Raw genomic sequence first — 19,861 nt, 5'->3', positions numbered from 1 at the left:
AAAATGAAACTCCTAATCACCGGCGGAGCCGGCTTTATCGGCAGCAACTTCGTAATCTACATGCTGCAGCAACATCCTGATTACCAGATCGTCAACGTCGATGCGCTGACGTATGCGGGGAATCTGGAAAACCTGAAATCGGTTGAGAATCATCCGAACTATACGTTCGTAAAGGCGGATATTACTGATGCAGCGGCGATGGATAAGCTGATCGGTGACGGTGTAGACGTGGTGGTTAACTTTGCGGCGGAGTCGCATGTGGACCGGAGTATTCTGGAGCCGGAAGTGTTTGTGAAGACGAATGTGCTGGGCACTCAAGTGCTGCTGGATGCGGCTAAGAAATACAGTGTAACTAAGTTCGTTCAAGTCTCCACGGATGAGGTCTATGGATCGCTTGGTGCTACAGGTCTGTTCACGGAAGAGACTCCACTGACGCCGAACAGCCCGTATTCTGCAAGTAAAGCAGGCGGAGACTTGCTGGTGCGTGCTTATCATGAAACCTTTGGGTTGCCGGTGAACATTACCCGATGCTCGAATAACTATGGTCCTTATCAATTCCCGGAGAAGCTGATTCCGCTGATGATCTCGCGTGCGCTGGCAGATCAGGCTTTGCCTGTGTATGGAGACGGAATGAATATCCGTGACTGGTTATATGTTGAAGATCACTGCAGCGCGATTGATCTTGTTATTCATGAAGGTGTGAATGGTGAGGTGTACAATATCGGCGGCAACAATGAGCGGACGAATGTGCATATCGTGAATACTGTGCTTCAAGAGCTCGGCAAGCCGGATTCGCTGATTACGTATGTTCAGGATCGTCCAGGGCATGATCGTCGTTATGGCATTGATCCAACAAAGATTACGAACGAGCTGGGCTGGAAGCCTAAGCACACGTTCGAAACCGGCATTAAGGAAACTATTCAGTGGTATCTGAATAACAAGGAATGGTGGACTCGCATTCAGTCTGGCGAATACCAGAAATATGCCGCACTCCAGTACGGTACCCGTCTGGGGGATTCTCTGTAATGGCGAAGATGAAGGTGTTTGTCACAGGCTCTGGCGGGCAACTGGGGCAGGATCTTATGCTTTTGCTTCAAGGGCAAGGGTATGAAGTGCTGGGCTGTGACCGTCAGGAGATGGATATTACCGATCTGGACCAGTGCCAACAGACGATTGGTGCATTCGCTCCCGATGCTGTCATTCATTGTGCGGCTCATACGGCGGTGGATGCAGCTGAGACTGATGTGGATGCAGCGTACCTGATTAATGCTACTGGAAGCCGCAATGTGGCACTCGCTGCTGAGAAGGCAGGGGCTAAGCTGGTCTATATCAGCACGGATTATGTGTTCGACGGCATGGGGGAGCAGCCTTACCATGAATATGATAATACCGATCCGAAGAGTATCTACGGGAAGTCCAAACGGGCTGGAGAGGTATTAGTCCAGTCGTTATCTTCTAAGTATTTCATCGTACGCACCTCATGGGTCTACGGGAAGTATGGCAATAATTTTGTGAAAACGATGCTGAAGCTGGGGCAGGAAAAGCCGCTGCTGCAGGTGGTAGACGACCAAAAGGGCTCGCCTACCTATACAGTGGACTTGGCCAGATTCCTGCTGGAGCTGATTCAGACTGAAAAGTATGGAGTATACCATGCCTCGAACAGTGATTCCTGCACTTGGTATGAGTTCACTCAGGCGATCTTTGCAGAGGCGGAGGGACTTCTAGGGCTAAAATTCACGGCGAAGCTTGAGCCTTGTGCTACGGAGCAATTCCCCCGTCCAGCGCCGCGTCCGCGTAACTCTGTGATGGAGCATCTGGCCATCCGTACCAACGGGTTCCAGGATATCCGTCCATGGCGGGAAGGGCTGAGAGACTTTTTGCTGGAGCTGAAATAGCTGCAGGATATGTTGAAGAACCCCTAATCCATTTTAATGGTTAGGGGTTTCTTATTGTAATTCGATAGTCTTGATGAGAGCGATTCAACAACCTTCCATAGCCCGGCACCTCTGTTTTCGTTATAATGGGGAGTAACAGGTTCGTACAATGAATATATGGAATTCGAGGTACCCCATGAAACTTAAAACAGTCAGTGTGCATATTGTTACTTATAACAGCGCAGATGATATTGCGGAATGCTTGTCAGCTGTGCTCACTCAAGATTATCCGGTCAAAAAGATTGTAGTGGTGGATAATGCATCCACAGACGGATCGGCGGAGAAGGTGAGGGCGTTCTATCAAGAGCACACAGCAGCGGCTCAATCCGGAGCTTATGAGAATAGCATATCCAACCCAACCCTGGTCCTTCTGGAAAATGAACATAACACCGGCTTCGCCCCTGCGCACAATCAGGCGATTGCCGGGACTACGACCGATTATGTGCTGGTGTTGAACCCGGATCTTACGCTGGCCCCGGACTATATATCCAGGCTGGTCGCCCAGATGGAAGCGGACTCCCGAATCGGCAGTGCCACAGGCAAGCTGCTGCTGAAGGCGGATCATACGCTGGTGGATAGTACCGGACTGCGGATGAATAAGGCGCGGAGGGCGTTTGACCGTGGAGCGGGAGAGCCTGCTGACCAGTGGAATGAGTCTGGCGAAGTATTGGGTGTCTCCGGTGCAGCGGCGATGTACTCGCGGCGGATGATTGAAGATATCAGCGTGGAGGGGGAGTTTTTCGACGCGGATTTTTTTGCGTATAAGGAAGATGTGGATGTGGCTTGGCGTGCGGAATTGTTCGGCTGGAAGGCCTACTATGATGCGGAAGCGCTAGGCTACCATGAGCGGGGGTGGAAGACGTCCGGCCGGAGTGGTAAAGCGATGTTCATCAAGCGGATCTCCTATATTAATCGGTATAAAATGATATACAAGAACGAGCCCTCCCGCACACTGCTGCTCACTCTGCTAAATTCTCTTCCTTACGAGATCGCCGCACATGGCTACTCGCTATTGAAAGAGCCTAAGCTGCTGGGAGCTTGGAAATCCTTTTTTGCACAGAGAGCAGCCCTGAAGCGCAAGCGCCGGTATATTCAGGAGAGAGTCAAGCCTGCCGGGGAATGACTGATAGCCTTGTAAAAACCTCCCTGAATAGGCGCTGCCTATCAGCGGGGTTTTTGTGTTATAATAATTGTCGATAGATTACTATATTTGTCAGGAGAGTATAGCAGTGAATGTAGATGTTAGTATATTGATTCTAAATTACAATACATGCCGCCTGACGATGGATTGTCTGAGGTCGGTGTATGATTCGGAGACAAGGTATTCCTATGAAATTATTCTAGTCGATAATAACTCCCAGGATAACTCGGTGGAGACGATAAGCAAGGAGTTTCCGGAGGTGCTGTTAATCGCCAATTCGGAGAATGTAGGCTTTGCCAAGGGGAATAACCAGGGGATGGAGGTCGCTTCCGGGCGTTATGTGCTGCTGCTCAATTCGGATACAGTGATCCGTAAGGATACGCTGGAGACGATGCTGGCGTTCATGGACAGCCGTCCGGATCTTGGCGCGTCCGGGTGTAAGGTGATTCTGCCGGATGGGTCGCTGGATAAGGCCTGCCGGAGAGGGTTCCCGACACCGTCTGCGTCCTTTTATTATGCCTTTGGCTTCAGTAAGCTGTTCCCGGACCGTCCGAAGTTCAACGGCTACCAGCTTGGCTATCTGGACCCGGATGATGAATATCCGGTAGATTGTCTGGTTGGAGCGTTCATGCTGCTGCGCCGGGAGACGATTGAGCAGGTGGGTGGGCTGGATGATACCTTTTTCATGTATGGAGAGGATTTGGACTGGTGTTACCGGATTAAGGAAGCGGGCTGGGGAATTTATTATTATCCGCAGACGTCAATCGTGCACCTCAAGGGTGGCAGTGCGCGGCGCAGGCCGTTCAAGATTGTGTATGAGTTCCACCGGGCCATGATTTTATTTCATAAGAAGCATTATAGCCGCCGTTACAACAGTATGATAAATGGAGCGGTCTATGCGGGCGTCGGCGTGAAGTTCACTTTATCGCTGCTGCGCAACGCATTGATTGCCCCGCGTAAGGTACCTACACCCGCACAGAGTCTGAATGTTCCCGGGGAAGCCGGTATCCGCAATGAATCGAAGGCTGAGGTGAGATTATGATTCGCCGGAATCAAAAGTTTTTGACCCAATTATATATGGTGGCTGACTTCCTGGTGATCCAGCTGTCCTTCCTTGCGGCCTGGTGGCTGAAGTTCAAGAGCGGCTTGCTGGAATCCTACCGGACGCTGCCTATAGAATCCTATGGGTACTGGAGTATTATCTATGGGGCCATAGCCGTACTGATCGGTATTGTAGTGTCTCTATACTTGCCTAAGCGGAAGAAGCGGTTCATTGATGAATTCATCAAGATTTTTCAGGTTCATGCCATGGGGATCTTTATCCTGCTGGGCCTGATGTTCTTCCTGAGGGAGATTGATATCTCCCGGCAATACCTGGCGATCTACATGGGCTTCAATATTCTATCCATTATGCTGTACCGTTATGTGCTGAAGAAGATGCTGAAGTCGCTGCGTGAAAAAGGCTTCAACCGCCAGTTCGTCCTGATTCTTGGTGCAGGCACATTGGGTAAAAGATTCTATAACAACCTGGAGCAGTATCCGGAGCTGGGCTATGAGGCTATCGGGTTCCTGGATGACTTCCATCAGTGGGATGGCATTGAGGAGCAGCGGTATAAGCCGATTCTGGGTACAGTGGATCAGTTGGAGGCTATGCTGGAGATGCTTCCTGTCGATGAGGTGATTCTGGCGCTGCCGCTGGATGCCCACTCGAAATACCCGGCTATTATTGCAACTTGTGAGAAAGCCGGGATGCGGACGCTGATTATCCCCGATTTCTTCGATTACCTGCCGGCCCGTCCGTATTTCGATAACTTTGCCGGGATGCCGATGATTAATGTGCGCGATATTCCGCTGGATATGGCCGGGAACAAAATGGCAAAGCGTGCGTTTGATATTGTATTCGCCTTGTTCGCCATTCTCATGCTGTCTCCGGTGATGCTGATTGTTGCGCTCGGAGTGCGTCTGACCTCACCCGGCCCGGTGATTTTCAAGCAGGAGCGGGTGGGCCTGAACCGCCGTAATTTCATGATGTACAAGTTCCGCTCCATGAAAATGCAGACGGACGGTGAAGTGGACACAGGCTGGAGCACGAAGGAAGATCCGCGCCGGACCCGCTTTGGTACGTTTATCCGCCGAACGAGTCTGGATGAGCTGCCGCAATTCTTTAATGTACTGTTCGGGCAGATGAGTGTGGTTGGTCCGCGGCCGGAGCGCCCTTATTTTGTAGAGCAGTTCCGCGGCGAGATTCCGAAGTATATGGTTAAGCATCATGTGCGGCCGGGGATTACCGGCTGGGCTCAGAGTAACGGTCTGCGCGGGGATACCTCGATTGAGGACCGGATCAAGCATGATATTTTTTATATCGAGAACTGGTCTCTGCTGTTCGACATCCGGATTATTGCCAAGACTATTCGTAATGGGTTTAAGAACGCTTATTAATACACGGTCTTATCTATATTCTATTCTCCGCTAAAAAACGGTTGCTGCCCCTTGAGGATGACACAGCCGTTTTTGCTTTTTTCAGCCGACTCTCTACTACTTGCAAAGGAGACTGCCATCATGAAGAGAACAAAGCTTATTGCTTCTATTACTATGATCGGGGCTGTTACACTTTTGCTTGTATTGATGCTTGGAGGAAAAGAAAAACAGCCAGCTACAGGCTTCGCGGCCCACAGGGTCATTGCCCATGCCATGGGCGGAATCAATGACAAGGCGTATACCAATACCAAGGACGCTTTTATTGCGAACTATGAGCAGGGGACCCGGATCTTTGAGGCGGACCTGCTGCTGACCAGTGATGAACAGCTCGTGGCCCGTCATGAATGGACTACAGGTATGAGTAAGAAGCTGGGTCAACAGGAGGTTCTTCCTCCTGACAAGCAGGGAGAGGTGCTGACTCACGATGAAGTGATGAACAGCCCGGTGCTGGAGCTCTACTCTCCGCTGGATATTGAGAAAATCGTCAATCTGATGGAGATCTACCCGGATACCTATATTGTTACGGACACGAAGGAGCTGGAACCGGAACAGGTAACGAAGCAATTTCAGCTCATTGTAGAAGCCGCCCGGAAGAAGGACCCTGCGCTGCTGGAGCGGATCGTTCCGCAGATTTACAGCCGGGAGATGCTGGAGGTTGTGAAGCAGGTGTACGCTTTTCCGGAAATCATTTATACCCTATACCAGACAGAGGACAGCGACGAGGTGGTCATTGAATTCGTCAAGCAGACCGGCGTGGACATCACGATGCCGACAACCAGGGCTACCAAGACCTTCGTGCGTAACTTGAAAAAAGCGGGCGCCAGAGTCTACGTGCATACCGTGAACGATGAGCAGGAGATTGTGGAGCTGTCCCGGCTGGGCGTCAACGGATTCTATACTGATTTTGTCCCGGAAAATGATTTGAACCGGATCAAGGGTCTCCGCTGATCGAGGAGAAGGCTAAGGCAAATATGCGAAAAAATGTTCGCATTTTGTTCTCTTTTAAATTGACACCCCCCTTCGTGCTGACTTAGACTAGAGATACGGATTTTTGCGAGCGCAGGAGTGTGTATATTCACTTAGATGAACAATGAGGATGGACAAAGATGAACGAGATGCGGCAAATGATCAGGCCATGGCGGCATGTATTCAAGCTGGACCCGGACCGTGTGCTTGGTGACAAGGAGCTGGCCGCTGTGTGCCAGTCAGGAACCGATGCGATTATCGTAGGCGGCTCTACCGGCGTGACTTATGAGAATACGGTGAGTCTGCTTGCGAGAATCCGGCAGTATGACCTGCCTTGCGCACTGGAGATCTCGGATCTGGAGGCCGCTGTGCCCGGTTTTGACCTGTATATGATTCCCATGGTGCTCAACACTGACGATACTTCATGGATTCTCGGCCATCACCGCCGGGCCATTGAACGCTTCGGCAGTCTGATCCCATGGGAATTGCTGCTGACAGAGGGCTATATTGTGCTGAACAGCGATTCCTCGGTAGCGCGCCTGACCGGTGCCGACTGCTCGCTCGATGCGGCTGGTGCGGGAGCCTATGCGCAGATTGCAGACAAGCTGATGAACCTCCCGGTGGTCTACCTTGAATATAGCGGACGTTATGGAGATCTGGAGATTGTGCGCGAGGTCAGGGAAGTGGTTGAGCACAGCCAGCTTTTCTATGGAGGCGGAATTACAGGTCCAGAGGAAGCCATGCATGTAGCCGCACTATGTGATACAGTAGTGGTCGGCAATATTATTTATAGTAATGTGGAACAAGCGCTGTTGACGGTCCAGGCTGTGCGGGATACCCCGCAGATGGATTGGTAGAATGGATAGATCTTGATGTAGTTTATATTCAGAAAGGAGCATGTAACACATGCAACTTGTTAACATACAGGACGCCGTAAGCCGTCTGAATCCCCCGCAGCGTCAGGCTGTAGAAGCAACTGAAGGACCCCTGCTGATCATGGCTGGCGCAGGCAGCGGCAAGACCCGAGTACTGACCCACCGGATTGCCTGGCTGATCGCGAACCGTAAGGCACCGCCTTGGGCGATTCTGGCGATTACGTTTACGAATAAGGCCGCCCGGGAGATGCAGGATCGGGTCTCCAAGCTGGTAGGGCCGGAGGGCCGGGATATCTGGGTATCCACCTTCCACTCGATGTGTGTGCGGATCCTGCGGAAGGACATTGATCAGATCGGCTTCACCTCGAATTTCTCCATTCTGGATTCGACAGACCAGCTATCTGTTATCCGCAATTGTATGAAGGATCTGGATATCGATACCAAGAAGTTCGAGCCGAAGGCCATCCAGGCCGTCATCAGCACGAACAAGAATGAGCTGATTACACCGGCGCAGTATGAGCAGAAGGCCGGCGATTATTTTGAAGGCTTGGTAGCTAAGGTATACACCAAATACCAGCACCGCCTGAGAAGCAATAACTCTCTGGATTTCGATGACCTGATTATGAAGACGATCGAGCTGTTCAAGGAGAAGCCAGATGTACTGGATTTCTATCAGAAGAAGTTCAAGTATATTCATGTCGATGAGTATCAGGATACGAACCGGGCGCAGTACATGCTCTGCCGGATGCTTGCTGAAGGCCACCACCGGATCTGCGTGGTCGGGGACAGTGACCAGTCCATCTACCGCTGGCGCGGGGCGGATATCTCGAACATCTTGAACTTCGAAGAGGATTACCCCGAAGCCCAGACGATTCTGCTGGAGCAGAATTACCGCTCCACCTCGAACATTCTGAATGCCGCCAACGGCGTGATTGCCCTCAATACGGGCCGCAAGCCGAAGAAGCTGTGGACCGACTCCGATGAAGGCGCGAAGATTAAGGTGTTCCGCGGTGACACTGAGCATGACGAAGGATATTTCGTCACCGGGGAGATCAGTAAGAATGTGAAGCAGGGACAGGCCTACCAGAACCATGCGATTCTGTACCGTACGAATGCCCAGTCCCGTGTAATAGAAGAAATTCTGATCAAATCGGATATTCCGTATCAGATCGTCGGCGGCATCAAGTTCTATGACCGCAAAGAAATTAAGGATCTGCTGGCGTATCTGCGCCTGCTGTCCAATCCTGATGATGATATCAGCCTGACGCGGATTATCAATGTTCCGAAGCGCGGGCTGGGGGATACCACTGTGGGTAAGCTTGCGGCAGCGGCGGCTGCCCAGGGCGTCTCGATTTTCCGGGCGCTGCAGACGGTGGATGATCTCGGCTTCGCCGGACGGACCCGCAATACGCTGGTGGAATTCTACGATATGATCGAAGCCCTGCACCGGATGGTGGAGTTCCTCTCGGTGACAGAGCTGACCGAGAAGATTCTGGAGCTGTCCCAGTACCGGCTTGAACTGCAGAACGAGAATACGCTGGAATCCCGTTCCCGCCTGGAGAACATTGACGAGTTCCTGTCTGTGACGATGGAATTCGAGAAGAACAATGAAGACAAGTCGCTGGTCTCCTTCCTGACGGATCTGGCGCTGGTTGCAGACATCGACAGCGTGAACGATGAAGAAGAACGCAGCGATGCGGTGGTGCTGATGACGATGCACAGCGCGAAGGGGCTGGAGTTCCCGACCGTATTCATCATTGGGATGGAGGAAGGGGTATTCCCGCACAGCCGTGCCTTCCAGGACAATGATGAACTGGAAGAAGAACGCCGGCTGGCGTATGTGGGCATTACCCGTGCGGAGAAGCAGCTGTTCCTCAGCTGTGCACGGATGCGCACGCTGTTCGGGCGGACGAACGCGAATGCGCCGTCCCGCTTCCTGGAGGAGATTCCGGAGGAGCTGAAGGAAGATACCGTCCGTGAATCGGACCGCTTCCGGCGCGGAGGCACGGAGTCAGGCGGTGCCTACGGCGGCCGCGGCTTCGGCGGAAGCGGAGGCGGCCGGGGGAACTTCGGCAGCCGCACCGCTGCGGCCGGGAACGCGCCGGGAGGCGGCGGGGCCGCCAGCTTCGGCAGCGGCAGCTCGGCAAGCGCGGTGCCGGGCGCGGGCCGGGTCGTGGTGACGACCGGCGGCGCGCAGCGCACGACGGGCGGAGCCGGGGCGGCTGCAGAGGCCGGAGGCTTCAAGGCAGGCGACAAGGTCTCCCACGGCAAATGGGGCATCGGCACCATTGTGGCCGTGAAGGGCAGCGGCAACGATACGGAGCTGCAGATCGCCTTCCCGGCGCCGATGGGCGTCAAGCGTCTGCTGGCCGGCTTTGCGCCGATCACCAAAGTTGAATAACTAAGCTTGCGATTAACGACAGTGCTTTTGGTTCACGCTAACCGTAGGAAACCCATTTGACGGAGGGATGTGCCGGATGGATATTATGTTCACGATGGAAGAGCTTGTTGCTGAGCTGAATCAATACAATTATCATTACTACACGCTGGATGCCCCGCAGATCAGCGACAAGGAATACGATGTGCTCTACGATAAGCTGGTGGCCCTGGAAGCAGAGAGCGGAATTGTATTGCCGCATTCCCCGACCCAACGGGTAGGCGGAGAACTGCTGAAGGGCTTCACGCCGCACCGCCATCTGGCACCGCTGTGGAGTCTTGATAAAGCCCAGAACATTGAACAGCTTCGTACCTGGAACACCCGTGTGCTGAAGCTGGTGAATGATTATAATACCAAGAACCCGGAGAATCCGCTGCCCGAGCCGTGTTATGCGGTGGAGCTGAAGTTTGACGGCTTAACGCTGAACCTGACCTACCGTGATGGGGCGCTTGTCCAAGCAGCTACCCGGGGCAACGGGGTGACAGGTGAGGGAATTCTGGCACAGGTGAAGACGATCAAGTCTGTTCCCTTGAATATCCCGTTCAAGGAAGGCGTGATTGAAGTGCAGGGCGAGGGGATTATGAACCTGTCTGTACTGGCGGACTATAATACCCGCGCCGCAGAGCCGCTGAAGAATGCGCGCAATGGTGCAGCGGGTGCGCTGCGCAACCTGAATCCCAAGATGACTGCCGACCGCAGGCTGAATGCTTTCTTTTATAATGTGGGGTATGCAGAGGGTGTACAGTTCGCCGATCATCAGGAGATGATGGATTTCCTGCGCAGCAACCGGTTCAAGGTTAATCCATATCTTAACTATTTCAGCAATTTCGATGATGTGACCGAGCAGCTGGCAGAGATTGAAGAGAGCCGTTCCGGTCTTGATTATCTGATTGACGGGGCGGTGATTAAGGTCACGGACTTCCGCATCCGTGAGGCGCTGGGCTATACCGACAAGTTCCCGCGCTGGGCCGTGGCCTATAAATTCGAGGCGGAAGAGACCACGACCATTCTGGAATCCGTCAGCTGGAATGTCGGCCGTACCGGCAAGGTCACTCCGCTCGCGCGGGTGGAAGCTGTTGAATTAGCCGGGGTTACTGTGCAGAACTGTACCCTTAACAATGTAGGCGATATTGAACGCAAGAACCTGAAGCATGCGCTGGGCACACGGGTGTTCATCCGCCGCTCCAATGATGTAATCCCGGAGATTCTGGGCAAGGTGACGGAGGAGAGCGACGGCGGGGAGATTGTCTTCCCCGAGGAGTGTCCGGCCTGCGAGTTCCCGCTGGAGATGCGCGGTGCGCATCTGTTCTGCAACAACAAGCTTGACTGCAAGCCGCAGATTGTCAGCCGGATTACGCATTTTGCCTCCAGAGACGCCATGGATATTGAGACATTCAGTGAGAAGACGGCGGCTCAGCTGCATGAGGAGCTTAGTGTGCGGGAGCCTGCGGATCTGTATGAATTAACCTTCGACCAGTTGGTGAAGCTGGAGCGGTTCGGAGAGAAGAAGGCGGCGAATCTGCTGAAGGCACTCGAAGACAGCAAGGGCAGAGATCTGGCCTCCTTCCTGTATGCCCTGGGCATTCCTAATACCGGCAAAGCCACGACAAGAATGCTGGCTGACCATTACCGCAGTCTGGAAGCTGTAATGGCTGCTACTGCGGAGGAACTGGCCGGGCTGCCGGATATTGGTGGTATTGTGGCGGAGAGCATCGTGAATTATTTTGCCGATCCGTTCGTAGTGGTCAGCATCGACCGGATGCGGGCGCTGGGGGTAGAGGCCAAGGCTCCTGAAGCTCCGCGTGTAGTCAATACCAATACCTATTTCAGCGGCAAAACAGTCGTCCTGACCGGTTCCCTGCAAAAAATGACCCGCGAGGAAGCGGCCGAACGCCTGGAAGCACTGGGAGCCAAGGTATCCGGGAGCGTCTCCAAGAAAACTGACCTGGTCATCGCCGGGGAGAAGGCGGGCAGCAAGCTGGCCAAAGCCCAGCAGCTCGGCATTCAAGTCATTGAGGATGAAGACGAACTGATCCGCTTGCTGGAGATGTAAGGTGAGAACGATCAACTGATAGAGTTGAATACTGAGTCCTGTATTTCCTTTGCCTGTTGGCGGAGGGGTACAGGGCTTTTTTGTGTATGTGTGAACATTTGATAATTTAATACAACTCCATACTTGTTTTCACAGTTAGTTAACCTTTCCAAGGTAAGCTTGGGGTTAGAACCGTCATAATGAGAAAGGGGTATATGATGAAGAAGTTAATGAAGGGTATGATTTTTGGAGGATTAGCGGCAGCAGTAGTATCAGGAGCAACACTTGCAGGTGCGGCCAAGAGCCCGGCCAATTCCGGGGGGGCTGCCAAGGCCCAGTCTAAGAATCTGATCGTGCTGATCGGCGACGGCATGGGACCGGCCCAAGTGTCTGCGGCAAGATATTTTCAGCAATACACCAAGGGTGTCAATCACCTGAACCTCGATCCCTACTACGTGGGACAAGCCACTACCTATGCAGACCGGGGAGAAGACAGCGGGAAAATCGTTTCCGGGATCGTCACGGACTCCGCTTCAGCAGGTACTGCATTTGCTACAGGCCATAAAACCTATAATGCGGGCATCAGCGTCTCAAACGAGGATATCTCCAAGCCCTTTGCTTCCATCATTGAAGCTGCCGAGAGTGCAGGCAAGGCCACAGGTCTTGTGACCACTGCCCGGATCACCCACGCCACACCAGCCGTGTACGCTTCCCATGTCCGTAACCGTGACAACGAATCGGCGATTGCCTCACAGTATCTGGAGAGCGGAGTCGATGTGCTTATGGGCGGCGGGAAGCAGTTCTTCCTGACGAAGGATGAGAAGGGCAAGCGTACGGATAAGAACCTTCTGCCTGACTTCAAAGCCAAAGGCTATACCGTGGTTGAGAACACCTCGGCCTTAAATGCACTCACTTCCAAGAATGCCAAGGTGTTAGGCCTGTTCGGCAACTCCCATGTGGCTTATACCCCTGACCGCACCCCGGAGATTCCGAGCCTGGCCGCGATGACCTCCAAGGCACTGAATATTCTGTCTGCCGATCAAGATGGCTTCGTCATGATGATTGAAGGCGGGCGTATCGACCATGCCGGTCATGCCAACGATCTGCCGACCCTGGTGCAGGAAGCGCTCGACTTCGATGCAGCCTTCAAGACAGCCGTTGAATTTGCGAAGAAAAACGGCAATACCTCCGTGGTAGTGACTGCTGACCATGAGACAGGCGGCCTCTCCCTCTCGCGTGACAATATCTATGAGATCAATATCGATCTGTGGAACAAGCAGAAGCACTCCTCCGAGAGTCTGGCGGCGGATCTTGAAGCAGCGCAGACACCGGAAGAAATCCGCAAGATCGTCACGGCCAACACCTGGATTACAGATCTGACAGAGGAGGAAGTTACTCAGATCATGAATGGCGACGGGTCTTCTTACAAACGGGAGGGTGCATATAATGCCGTGATATCCAAGCGCTTGCTGGTCGGCTGGTCGGGTCACGGCCACTCTGCGGTGGATGTTGGGGTATGGGCGTATGGCCCGATTGCTGACAAGGTGAAGGGACAGATTGACAATACGCAGATCGCAACTATGGGAGCGGGAATCCTGGGACTGGATCTGAACAAGCGTTCCGCAGAGCTGCAATCGAAATACGTCTATCCGAAGTTCAAAATCAGCCGCGACAATGAAGTGCTGTTCCCGGCACAGGCTCTGGTGAAGGCGCTTGGAGGAACTTATACAGGGAACGCCTCTACTGCCAAGCTCACTATTGGAAAGAATACCATCGAGGCCGATCTGACCGGCAAAACAGCGAAGCTGAACAGCAAAGCAGCCGCCTACACGGTGGATGTGGATAACAATGTACTCTACCTTCCGCTTAGTGCGTTCAACCAGTTGAAGGGCACGACCTTAACCTGGGATGCGTTGTCCGAACGTATTATCCTCAGATAGGAGTGGCTCTTATTGCTCCAGATTCAGAATTTGACCAAACAATTCAAAGTGGATGGCAGAGCGGTGCCGATTCTCGATATCCCCCTTTGGAAGGTTGAACAAGGAGAGCGCGTAGCCATTACCGGACCCAGCGGGTCCGGTAAAAGCACGCTTTTGCATCTGATCAGCGGCATCATGAGTGCAGACAGCGGCACAATTACCGTAGATGGACAGCCGCTGCATGAGTTGACCGAGGCGAAGCGCGATGCCTTCCGTGCTTCCGCTATCGGCTACGTGCTGCAAGACTTCCATCTGATTCCTTCGCTGACGGCGCGGCAGAATGTCGAGATTGCCATGACGGCCCGGCTTCCGCAAAAGGAGAGGCGGCGCATAGTAGACAGCTGGCTGGAGCAGGTAGGCCTTGCGGGCCGCGGCAGGCATCTGCCTTCCCAGCTCTCCCGCGGGCAGCAGCAGCGCGTTGCCATTGTAAGGGCCATGGTGAATCACCCGCCGCTTCTGCTGGCGGATGAACCGACAGGCAGCTTGGACTGGGAGACGGCCGATGAGATATCCACTCTGCTCCTGGCGCTTAGTGCGGCTCATGGCCACACCTTAATCGTGGTCACGCATGACCTCAATATGGCTGAACGGTTTCCGCGACGCTTGAACATCCGGGAGATCAACGAAGTGCACCGGGAGACATTCCCCCGGCAGCGGTCTTCGTCCGGTTCGGTGGAACAGGAGGGGATTTCACTATGAGCCTGTTCCGGCTCACCCTCCGCAATGTGCTGCACCGGCGGTTCCTGTCCCTGCTCACCGTGTGTGCGGTGGCGATTACGGTGGCTTTTATCGTCCTGCTTGTCCTGTCCCGGCAGAGTGTAGAGCAGGGGGCCAAGAAGGGCTATGGCCCCTTTGACCTTGTGATAGGAGCAGCGGGCAGTGAGACACAGCTGGTGCTCAATACCTTTTATCATATTGGCGCGCCAACCGGGAATATCCCGCTCGCTGTTCTGGATCAGGCACGGCAGGACCCGTCTGTGGAAGCGGCCTATGCGCTGACTACGGGCGACAACTACAAGGGGTATCCGATTGTCGGGATAGACTCCGGTTATTTCTTCACCCGCTACGGGGGCAGCAAGCTCCAGGAAGGCAAGATGTATGCCGATACCGGTGATACCATTATAGGCTCATATGTCGCCCGGTCGCTGGGGCTGAAGGTTGGCGATACCTTTGCTGGCGCGCATGGACTTGTGCAAGGCGAGCATCACGAATCCGCAAAGGCAGAACATGGGGATGAGCATGAGGCCGGGCAGTCTGACGGACACGTTGCAGTTGAGGAAGAGGGAGCCGGAGAGCACGGTGAGCATGCCCATGAGGATTTTCGCTACAGGGTAGCCGGTATTCTTCCTGAACTCCATACTCCGGATGACCGTGCGGTCTTTACAACGGTGGACTATGCCTGGGCTGTACATGGTCTGGCACCTGAGGAGCGGGAGATTACGGCGGTCTTGGTGAAGCCGGCCAGTCTGCTGGGAGCCCATGATTTGAAGCAGGCGTTCGATGGCAGTAACGGTGTTCAGGCGGCGTATACCAGCAAGGCTGTGTCGGATGTGTTGAATGCGGTGGATCAGGGCTCCCGGCTGCTTGGGATGCTGACGGCCATTTGCGTGCTGCTCGCAGGGATTGCAATTCTATTATCTCTCGTTGCAGCAGCCTCGGAGCGGACCAAGGATGTGGGAATACTGCGCCTCCTCGGAAAATCACGGGCCTACGTATGGCTGACATTGACTACAGAAGGCCTGCTGGTAACAGCAACCGGACTCATCGCGGGGCTTGTAATCGGTCATCTCGGAGCCTATCTGCTTAAGGATATGCTGTTCTCGCAGGCGGGCATTCAAATCGAGCCCTACCACTGGACACAGGAGCATTGGCTTATTGTGCTTGGGGCGCTAGCTATAGGCCTGCTGTCCTCGCTTGGACCGGCCTTCCGTATGTACCGGATGCATCCGCTCGCCTTGTTCAAATCATAGGAGGTACGTTCAATTGATACGACTACAAGGAAGATTGCTTTTACTGTCGGGGGCTATAGCGGGTATGCTGTTGCTTCAGGCATGCGGCCAAAATGCTGCTACTAAAGGGAACGGGGAGTCCTTTGCGGCAGTAGCGGAAGCTCCGCAGAGCGCGGCAGAAGTCACGGCGGAAGCTGAGGCGTCCGCATCACCTTCCCCTTCCCCGCAGGCCACTGCTCCAGTAGCCAAAGACGGGGTTGCGGCATCCGCTCCTTCATCCAAAGGTGCAGATGCAGGACCCGAGGTGAAGGTTACGTTCAAGCCGTCTCCCGCGCCAACTGCTGCACCTGTTGAGACGGCTACCCGGAAGACCTCCAGGAAGACTGTAACTACTCCCCCGAGTCCGGAAGCCTCTTCTTCTGTACAAAGCCCCCGCCCAGCAGCAGGGCCTAAGGGTACCGGGGGGAGCAGCGCTGAAGCAGAATCCGCCAAGGCTGGATCTGCTCCGGCATTGAGCGTATCGCCTTCACCGTCTGCGGCAGCAACGGCTACAGTGGTGGTTGCCTCCACAGGGAATACAGCCATAGACTGGAACGGTTTTTTTGACGGAGGCGATCAGACCCGGCCCTCCGAGCAATTCTGGGATATCAGCGGCCAGCAGGTGACCATTAAGGGCTTCATGGGCGAGGTCCTTTCCTTTGAGAACAACTGGTTTCTGCTGATCCCCGAGCCGGGTGCGGAGTGTCCGTTCGATAATGGGGATGAGACGTACTGGAACAAGATTATGATTGTGTTTGTTCCTGAGGGCAGCAAGCTCCGGTATACCTCAGGTCCTCTGGAGATATCGGGGCGACTGGATGTGGGGATTAAGATCGACGAATCCGGCTACAAAACCATGTTCCGACTGTACGACGCTTCCTTCACCAGCCTGTAATCCGCCACACAAGCGCACAAAAACCTCCAAATCCCTGATGGGAAAGGAGGTTTTTGTAATTGGATAAAAGGCAGGAGCTGCAACTACACCCGCTTGGCACCCGGAAGCCAGGCATCTTTGTCATACCCCCGCTGTTCCCAATACCCGACATAATCTTCATTGATTAACTCAATCCGGTTCAGCCATTTGACCGATTTATAAGCATACATTTGCGGAGTCACCAGACGAACCGGCCCGCCGAGCTGATTGGGGATAGGTTTGCCGTCATGCATCACTGCCACCATGATATCGTCCATCCGCGCCTGATCCAGGGTCAGAGAGTCGGTATAGACGCCGTCGCCCGAGTAGAACTTGACCATGACTGCTTCAGACTGCACACCGGCCATATCGAGCAGCTTCGAGAGGGGCAGGCCCTCCCATGTATTTTTGTACACAGACCAGCCTGTCACGCAGTGAAAATCACTGACCTGCACCTCGCGCTGCAGCTTGACGAACTCTTCCCAGTTCCAGCTCAGCTTCTTATCCACCAGGCCATCAATGGTAAAAGACCAGTTGGAGTTGTCGAAAGCGGGAATGGCCGTGACCGTATATACGCGAAAGCTGCCCTCCGCTCCCCCGCCTATAGGAGGTGCGGATTCCGCCAGCGGCACAGGATCGGGAACCAATGCATTGGCATTCGTGGCCGCATAGTCGGCGGTACCCGGAAATTGCAGGGACTTGCCGATCCAGCGGACAAAAGTAGGGCCGAGCGTTACCGCAAGACCGGCGCCTACCGCAACCTTAATGAAACCACGGCGTGAGTACATAGGCTGGGCTTCAGAAGGTGTCACAGGCCGGGACCTTCCGGTAAGGGGGGATTTCTCCTCTACAGGTACAGCTTCTGCCACAATCGTGCGCTTCTTGGGCTCCTTCAGCCATTTCACCCGGGTAATGGAGTGATAGATGATTACAGGGAGGCCGACCCAGGTCAGCAGATCATGAATGAATAACGCGCTATTCGCCGCTCTCGGCCCGGCAAGTCTGAACTGCCAGAGCACCACTCCCGAGATCAGCCAGCCGATCAACAGCGTAAGCACGAAGAGGACATTGGCTTTTTGCGCAGGTTTACCCTTGAGCCGCTTCCAGTGCTTCGCCGCCAGGAGCAGATAATAGACCACGGGGATCAACAGTATCAGTCCAAACCCGATATGGCCCCATTTCAGCCACACTCTGCCCTCGCCGAGCAGCTCTCTCCAGAAGCCGCCCACCAGCATCAGACCGCTAAGGGCGAGGAATAAGACCAGCCACGCATTCCACAGGTGAATGGAGACGAGCTTCTTGCCATATCCTTTGCGAAGGGATGTAAGTAAGTTCTTCAAGCGCTTAGCCTCCTCTGGTGCCTCCAGCTTAGAGTGATTAATTCAAGTTTTAATTAATTGTACCGCAAAAAGTGTCGCTTGAATAATGCTCTGCCGCAATCCAGGGCTCCGAGGATTATTCGGCTGCCCATTCCTCCAGCTTCTTGTCACCGGGCAGCAGCAGCGCCAGCAGGCCGAGCAGCGGCAGGAAGCCGCAGGCCACGAACACCGTGGCGATTCCGATCGTGTCAATCAGATGTCCGATCACGACAGACCCGATTCCGCCAAGCCCGAACGCCAGGCCTGTAATCAGACCCGAGACCGTGCCGATATTGCCCGGATACAGCATCTGCGCATAGATAACAGTGACGGAGAAGCTGGATAATAGAATGAACCCGGAGATAATCAGCAGCACAGCCGCCCAGAACTGGTTCACAAAAGGCAAGGCCAGCGCAAACGGCACCGTCCCGATCATCGAGACCAGGATGAGGTTACGGCGGCCGAAGCGGTCCGCCAGCGGCCCGCCGAAGAAGGTGCCGACAGCGCCGGCTGCGAGATAGATGAAGATATAGATCTGCGCCTTATCCAGCGTCATCCCGTATTTGTCCATTAAATAGAAGGCATAGTACCCGCCTATGGAGGCGCCGTACCAGGAGCGCACGAACACGATGAAGACCAGGATGACCGTGGTAATCAGAATGCGTTTGCTGCGGGCAGGATCAATGGAGCGGGACACTGACTTTTTGCGGAAGGTATATCCGGCATCCAGCATCTCACGGTACCAGCGGGCCACATAGGCCTGGATAGCCACTCCGGCAGCGGCAATAACAGTGAAGCCGAGAGCACCCATCTGCCCGAAGGGAATGAACACCCACTTCATTAATAGAGGACCCAGGGCTTGACCGGCGTTGCCGCCCACCTGAAATATGGATTGTGACAGCCCCTTGCGCTGACCGGCAGCCATATGAGCCACACGCATCCCTTCCGGATGGAAGGCCGCTGATCCGAAGCCCACCAGCATTACGGACACAATCACCAATAGATAATTACCGGCAAAAGCGAGCAGGAAAACCCCGGCAAAGGTGCAGCACATCCCCAGCGGCAGCAGAATAGGACGCGGCTTCCGGTCTGCAGCGAAGCCGATAATAGGCTGAATCACCGAGGAGGTGAGGTTCAGCGCGAACGCAATCCAGCCGATCTGGGCATAGGAGAGTACCAGGTTATCTTTCAATACCGGGAACATCGCCGGAATCAGAGCCTGAATGGAATCGTTGAATAAATGAACAAAACTGACGGCGAGCAAAATGCGGTAGATGGTAGCCTGCTGCAGATTGCGTGATTCCCCCAGAGAGCTGGAGGGAGCTTGAGGCAGGGTCTTGTTGGACATTTGAACTCCTTTCAAGAACAACTAATAAGTAAGGTACCTGTAGATGATGAAGATAAATTCTATTGTAGCGACAAATGGAGCGTTATGGGAATCAATTTGTGCAGGAGGGCGGTCAACTATTCATTATTACCTCAAATAAAGTGGTTGCTTAACCAACTTATAAAAAAGACTTGCCAACGTTTGGAGCGCGTGATATATTATCTCTTGTGCTTATGAGACATCGACGCTGAATGAAGCGGCGGTAGAAAAATAAGTTGACAAAGAAAGTGATAAAATGATATGATCTAATTCCTGTGCAAGAGACAATAAGTTGAAATGCCGGGAGCAAGTTCTTTGAAAACTGAACAAATGGAACGCTTTAATTTTTACAAGATTCATTTATGAATCGTCAGTTTCAAAATGAGCAATCGCT

The 19,861-nt window shown here is 53.8% G+C and carries 15 protein-coding genes; 13 read left to right on the top strand and 2 right to left on the bottom strand.

What is annotated here, in order from left to right:
- The first annotated feature begins 3 nt into the window (after positions 1-3).
- The 13 genes from rfbB to MHH28_RS19370 all read left to right on the top strand — a co-directional run bounded on the left by rfbB (position 4) and on the right by MHH28_RS19370 (position 16,725).
- Positions 4-1,026: a dTDP-glucose 4,6-dehydratase gene (rfbB, locus tag MHH28_RS19430; protein WP_405104642.1), complete on the top strand. Its 1,023-nt coding sequence runs from the start codon at positions 4-6 to the stop codon at positions 1,024-1,026.
- A gap of 8 nt (positions 1,027-1,034) precedes the next feature.
- Complete coding sequence (rfbD, locus tag MHH28_RS19425) at positions 1,035-1,895, top strand: dTDP-4-dehydrorhamnose reductase (protein ID WP_405117180.1); 861 nt, start codon at positions 1,035-1,037, stop codon at positions 1,893-1,895.
- Between the two features lie 175 nt (positions 1,896-2,070).
- The gene (locus tag MHH28_RS19420) at positions 2,071-3,057 is read left to right on the top strand and encodes a glycosyltransferase family 2 protein (RefSeq protein WP_405104640.1); all 987 of its coding nucleotides are present in this window, start codon (positions 2,071-2,073) and stop codon (positions 3,055-3,057) included.
- A 106-nt stretch (positions 3,058-3,163) separates the two neighbouring features.
- A complete protein-coding gene (locus MHH28_RS19415) occupies positions 3,164-4,117 on the top strand; it encodes a glycosyltransferase family 2 protein (RefSeq protein WP_405104638.1) in 954 nt (317 codons plus the stop codon).
- Positions 4,114-5,514, top strand: a complete 1,401-nt coding sequence (locus MHH28_RS19410) for an undecaprenyl-phosphate glucose phosphotransferase (RefSeq protein ID WP_405104636.1) — start codon at positions 4,114-4,116, stop codon at positions 5,512-5,514. The genes MHH28_RS19415 and MHH28_RS19410 overlap by 4 nt, the downstream gene beginning before the upstream one ends.
- Positions 5,515-5,634: 120 nt before the next feature.
- Complete coding sequence (locus MHH28_RS19405) at positions 5,635-6,501, top strand: phosphatidylinositol-specific phospholipase C/glycerophosphodiester phosphodiesterase family protein (RefSeq protein ID WP_405104634.1); 867 nt, start codon at positions 5,635-5,637, stop codon at positions 6,499-6,501.
- Positions 6,502-6,668: 167 nt separating this feature from the next.
- Entirely contained in the window at positions 6,669-7,376 is a 708-nt protein-coding gene (locus tag MHH28_RS19400) for a heptaprenylglyceryl phosphate synthase (protein ID WP_036721273.1), read from the top strand.
- A gap of 49 nt (positions 7,377-7,425) precedes the next feature.
- A complete protein-coding gene (pcrA, locus tag MHH28_RS19395) occupies positions 7,426-9,795 on the top strand; it encodes a DNA helicase PcrA (protein ID WP_405104632.1) in 2,370 nt (789 codons plus the stop codon).
- A 76-nt stretch (positions 9,796-9,871) separates the two neighbouring features.
- Positions 9,872-11,884 carry an NAD-dependent DNA ligase LigA gene (ligA, locus tag MHH28_RS19390; protein ID WP_405104630.1) on the top strand — a complete coding sequence of 671 codons (2,013 nt, stop codon included), beginning with the start codon at positions 9,872-9,874 and terminating at the stop codon, positions 11,882-11,884.
- Between the two features lie 197 nt (positions 11,885-12,081).
- On the top strand, positions 12,082-13,803 hold the full coding sequence (locus tag MHH28_RS19385) for an alkaline phosphatase (protein WP_405117177.1): 1,722 nt from the start codon (positions 12,082-12,084) through the stop codon (positions 13,801-13,803).
- 30 nt (positions 13,804-13,833) lie between these two features.
- The gene (locus MHH28_RS19380; RefSeq protein ID WP_405104628.1) at positions 13,834-14,541 is read left to right on the top strand and encodes an ABC transporter ATP-binding protein; all 708 of its coding nucleotides are present in this window, start codon (positions 13,834-13,836) and stop codon (positions 14,539-14,541) included.
- On the top strand, positions 14,538-15,812 hold the full coding sequence (locus MHH28_RS19375; RefSeq protein WP_405104626.1) for an ABC transporter permease: 1,275 nt from the start codon (positions 14,538-14,540) through the stop codon (positions 15,810-15,812). The genes MHH28_RS19380 and MHH28_RS19375 overlap by 4 nt, the downstream gene beginning before the upstream one ends.
- Before the next feature lie 13 nt (positions 15,813-15,825).
- Positions 15,826-16,725, top strand: a complete 900-nt coding sequence (locus MHH28_RS19370; RefSeq protein WP_405104624.1) for a hypothetical protein — start codon at positions 15,826-15,828, stop codon at positions 16,723-16,725.
- Between the two features lie 83 nt (positions 16,726-16,808).
- On the opposite strand, the gene MHH28_RS19365 is transcribed toward MHH28_RS19370, so the two are convergent.
- A complete protein-coding gene (locus MHH28_RS19365; protein ID WP_405104622.1) occupies positions 16,809-18,083 on the bottom strand; it encodes a molybdopterin-dependent oxidoreductase in 1,275 nt (424 codons plus the stop codon).
- A gap of 115 nt (positions 18,084-18,198) precedes the next feature.
- Positions 18,199-19,449, bottom strand: a complete 1,251-nt coding sequence (locus MHH28_RS19360; protein ID WP_405104620.1) for an MFS transporter — start codon at positions 19,447-19,449, stop codon at positions 18,199-18,201.
- Positions 19,450-19,861: the final 412 nt, after the last annotated feature.

The sequence above is a fragment of the Paenibacillus sp. FSL K6-1217 genome (assembly GCF_045040735.1).
Lineage (GTDB): Bacteria > Bacillota > Bacilli > Paenibacillales > Paenibacillaceae > Paenibacillus_AQ.
The sequence above is the reverse complement of the archived record's forward strand: the minus strand, read 5'-3'. Positions and strand labels throughout refer to the sequence as shown.

What these genes read in the sequence shown, in the direction of transcription:
- ligA (WP_405104630.1), top strand. Translation starts at nt 9,872, where the DNA reads ATGGATATTATGTTCACGATGGAAGAGCTTGTTGCTGAGCTGAATCAA.
- MHH28_RS19385 (WP_405117177.1), top strand. Translation starts at nt 12,082, where the DNA reads ATGAAGAAGTTAATGAAGGGTATGATTTTTGGAGGATTAGCGGCAGCA.
- rfbD (WP_405117180.1), top strand. Translation starts at nt 1,035, where the DNA reads ATGAAGGTGTTTGTCACAGGCTCTGGCGGGCAACTGGGGCAGGATCTT.
- MHH28_RS19405 (WP_405104634.1), top strand. Translation starts at nt 5,635, where the DNA reads ATGAAGAGAACAAAGCTTATTGCTTCTATTACTATGATCGGGGCTGTT.
- pcrA (WP_405104632.1), top strand. Translation starts at nt 7,426, where the DNA reads ATGCAACTTGTTAACATACAGGACGCCGTAAGCCGTCTGAATCCCCCG.
- rfbB (WP_405104642.1), top strand. Translation starts at nt 4, where the DNA reads ATGAAACTCCTAATCACCGGCGGAGCCGGCTTTATCGGCAGCAACTTC.
- MHH28_RS19410 (WP_405104636.1), top strand. Translation starts at nt 4,114, where the DNA reads ATGATTCGCCGGAATCAAAAGTTTTTGACCCAATTATATATGGTGGCT.
- MHH28_RS19375 (WP_405104626.1), top strand. Translation starts at nt 14,538, where the DNA reads ATGAGCCTGTTCCGGCTCACCCTCCGCAATGTGCTGCACCGGCGGTTC.
- MHH28_RS19420 (WP_405104640.1), top strand. Translation starts at nt 2,071, where the DNA reads ATGAAACTTAAAACAGTCAGTGTGCATATTGTTACTTATAACAGCGCA.
- MHH28_RS19360 (WP_405104620.1), bottom strand. Translation starts at nt 19,449, where the DNA reads ATGTCCAACAAGACCCTGCCTCAAGCTCCCTCCAGCTCTCTGGGGGAA.
- MHH28_RS19400 (WP_036721273.1), top strand. Translation starts at nt 6,669, where the DNA reads ATGCGGCAAATGATCAGGCCATGGCGGCATGTATTCAAGCTGGACCCG.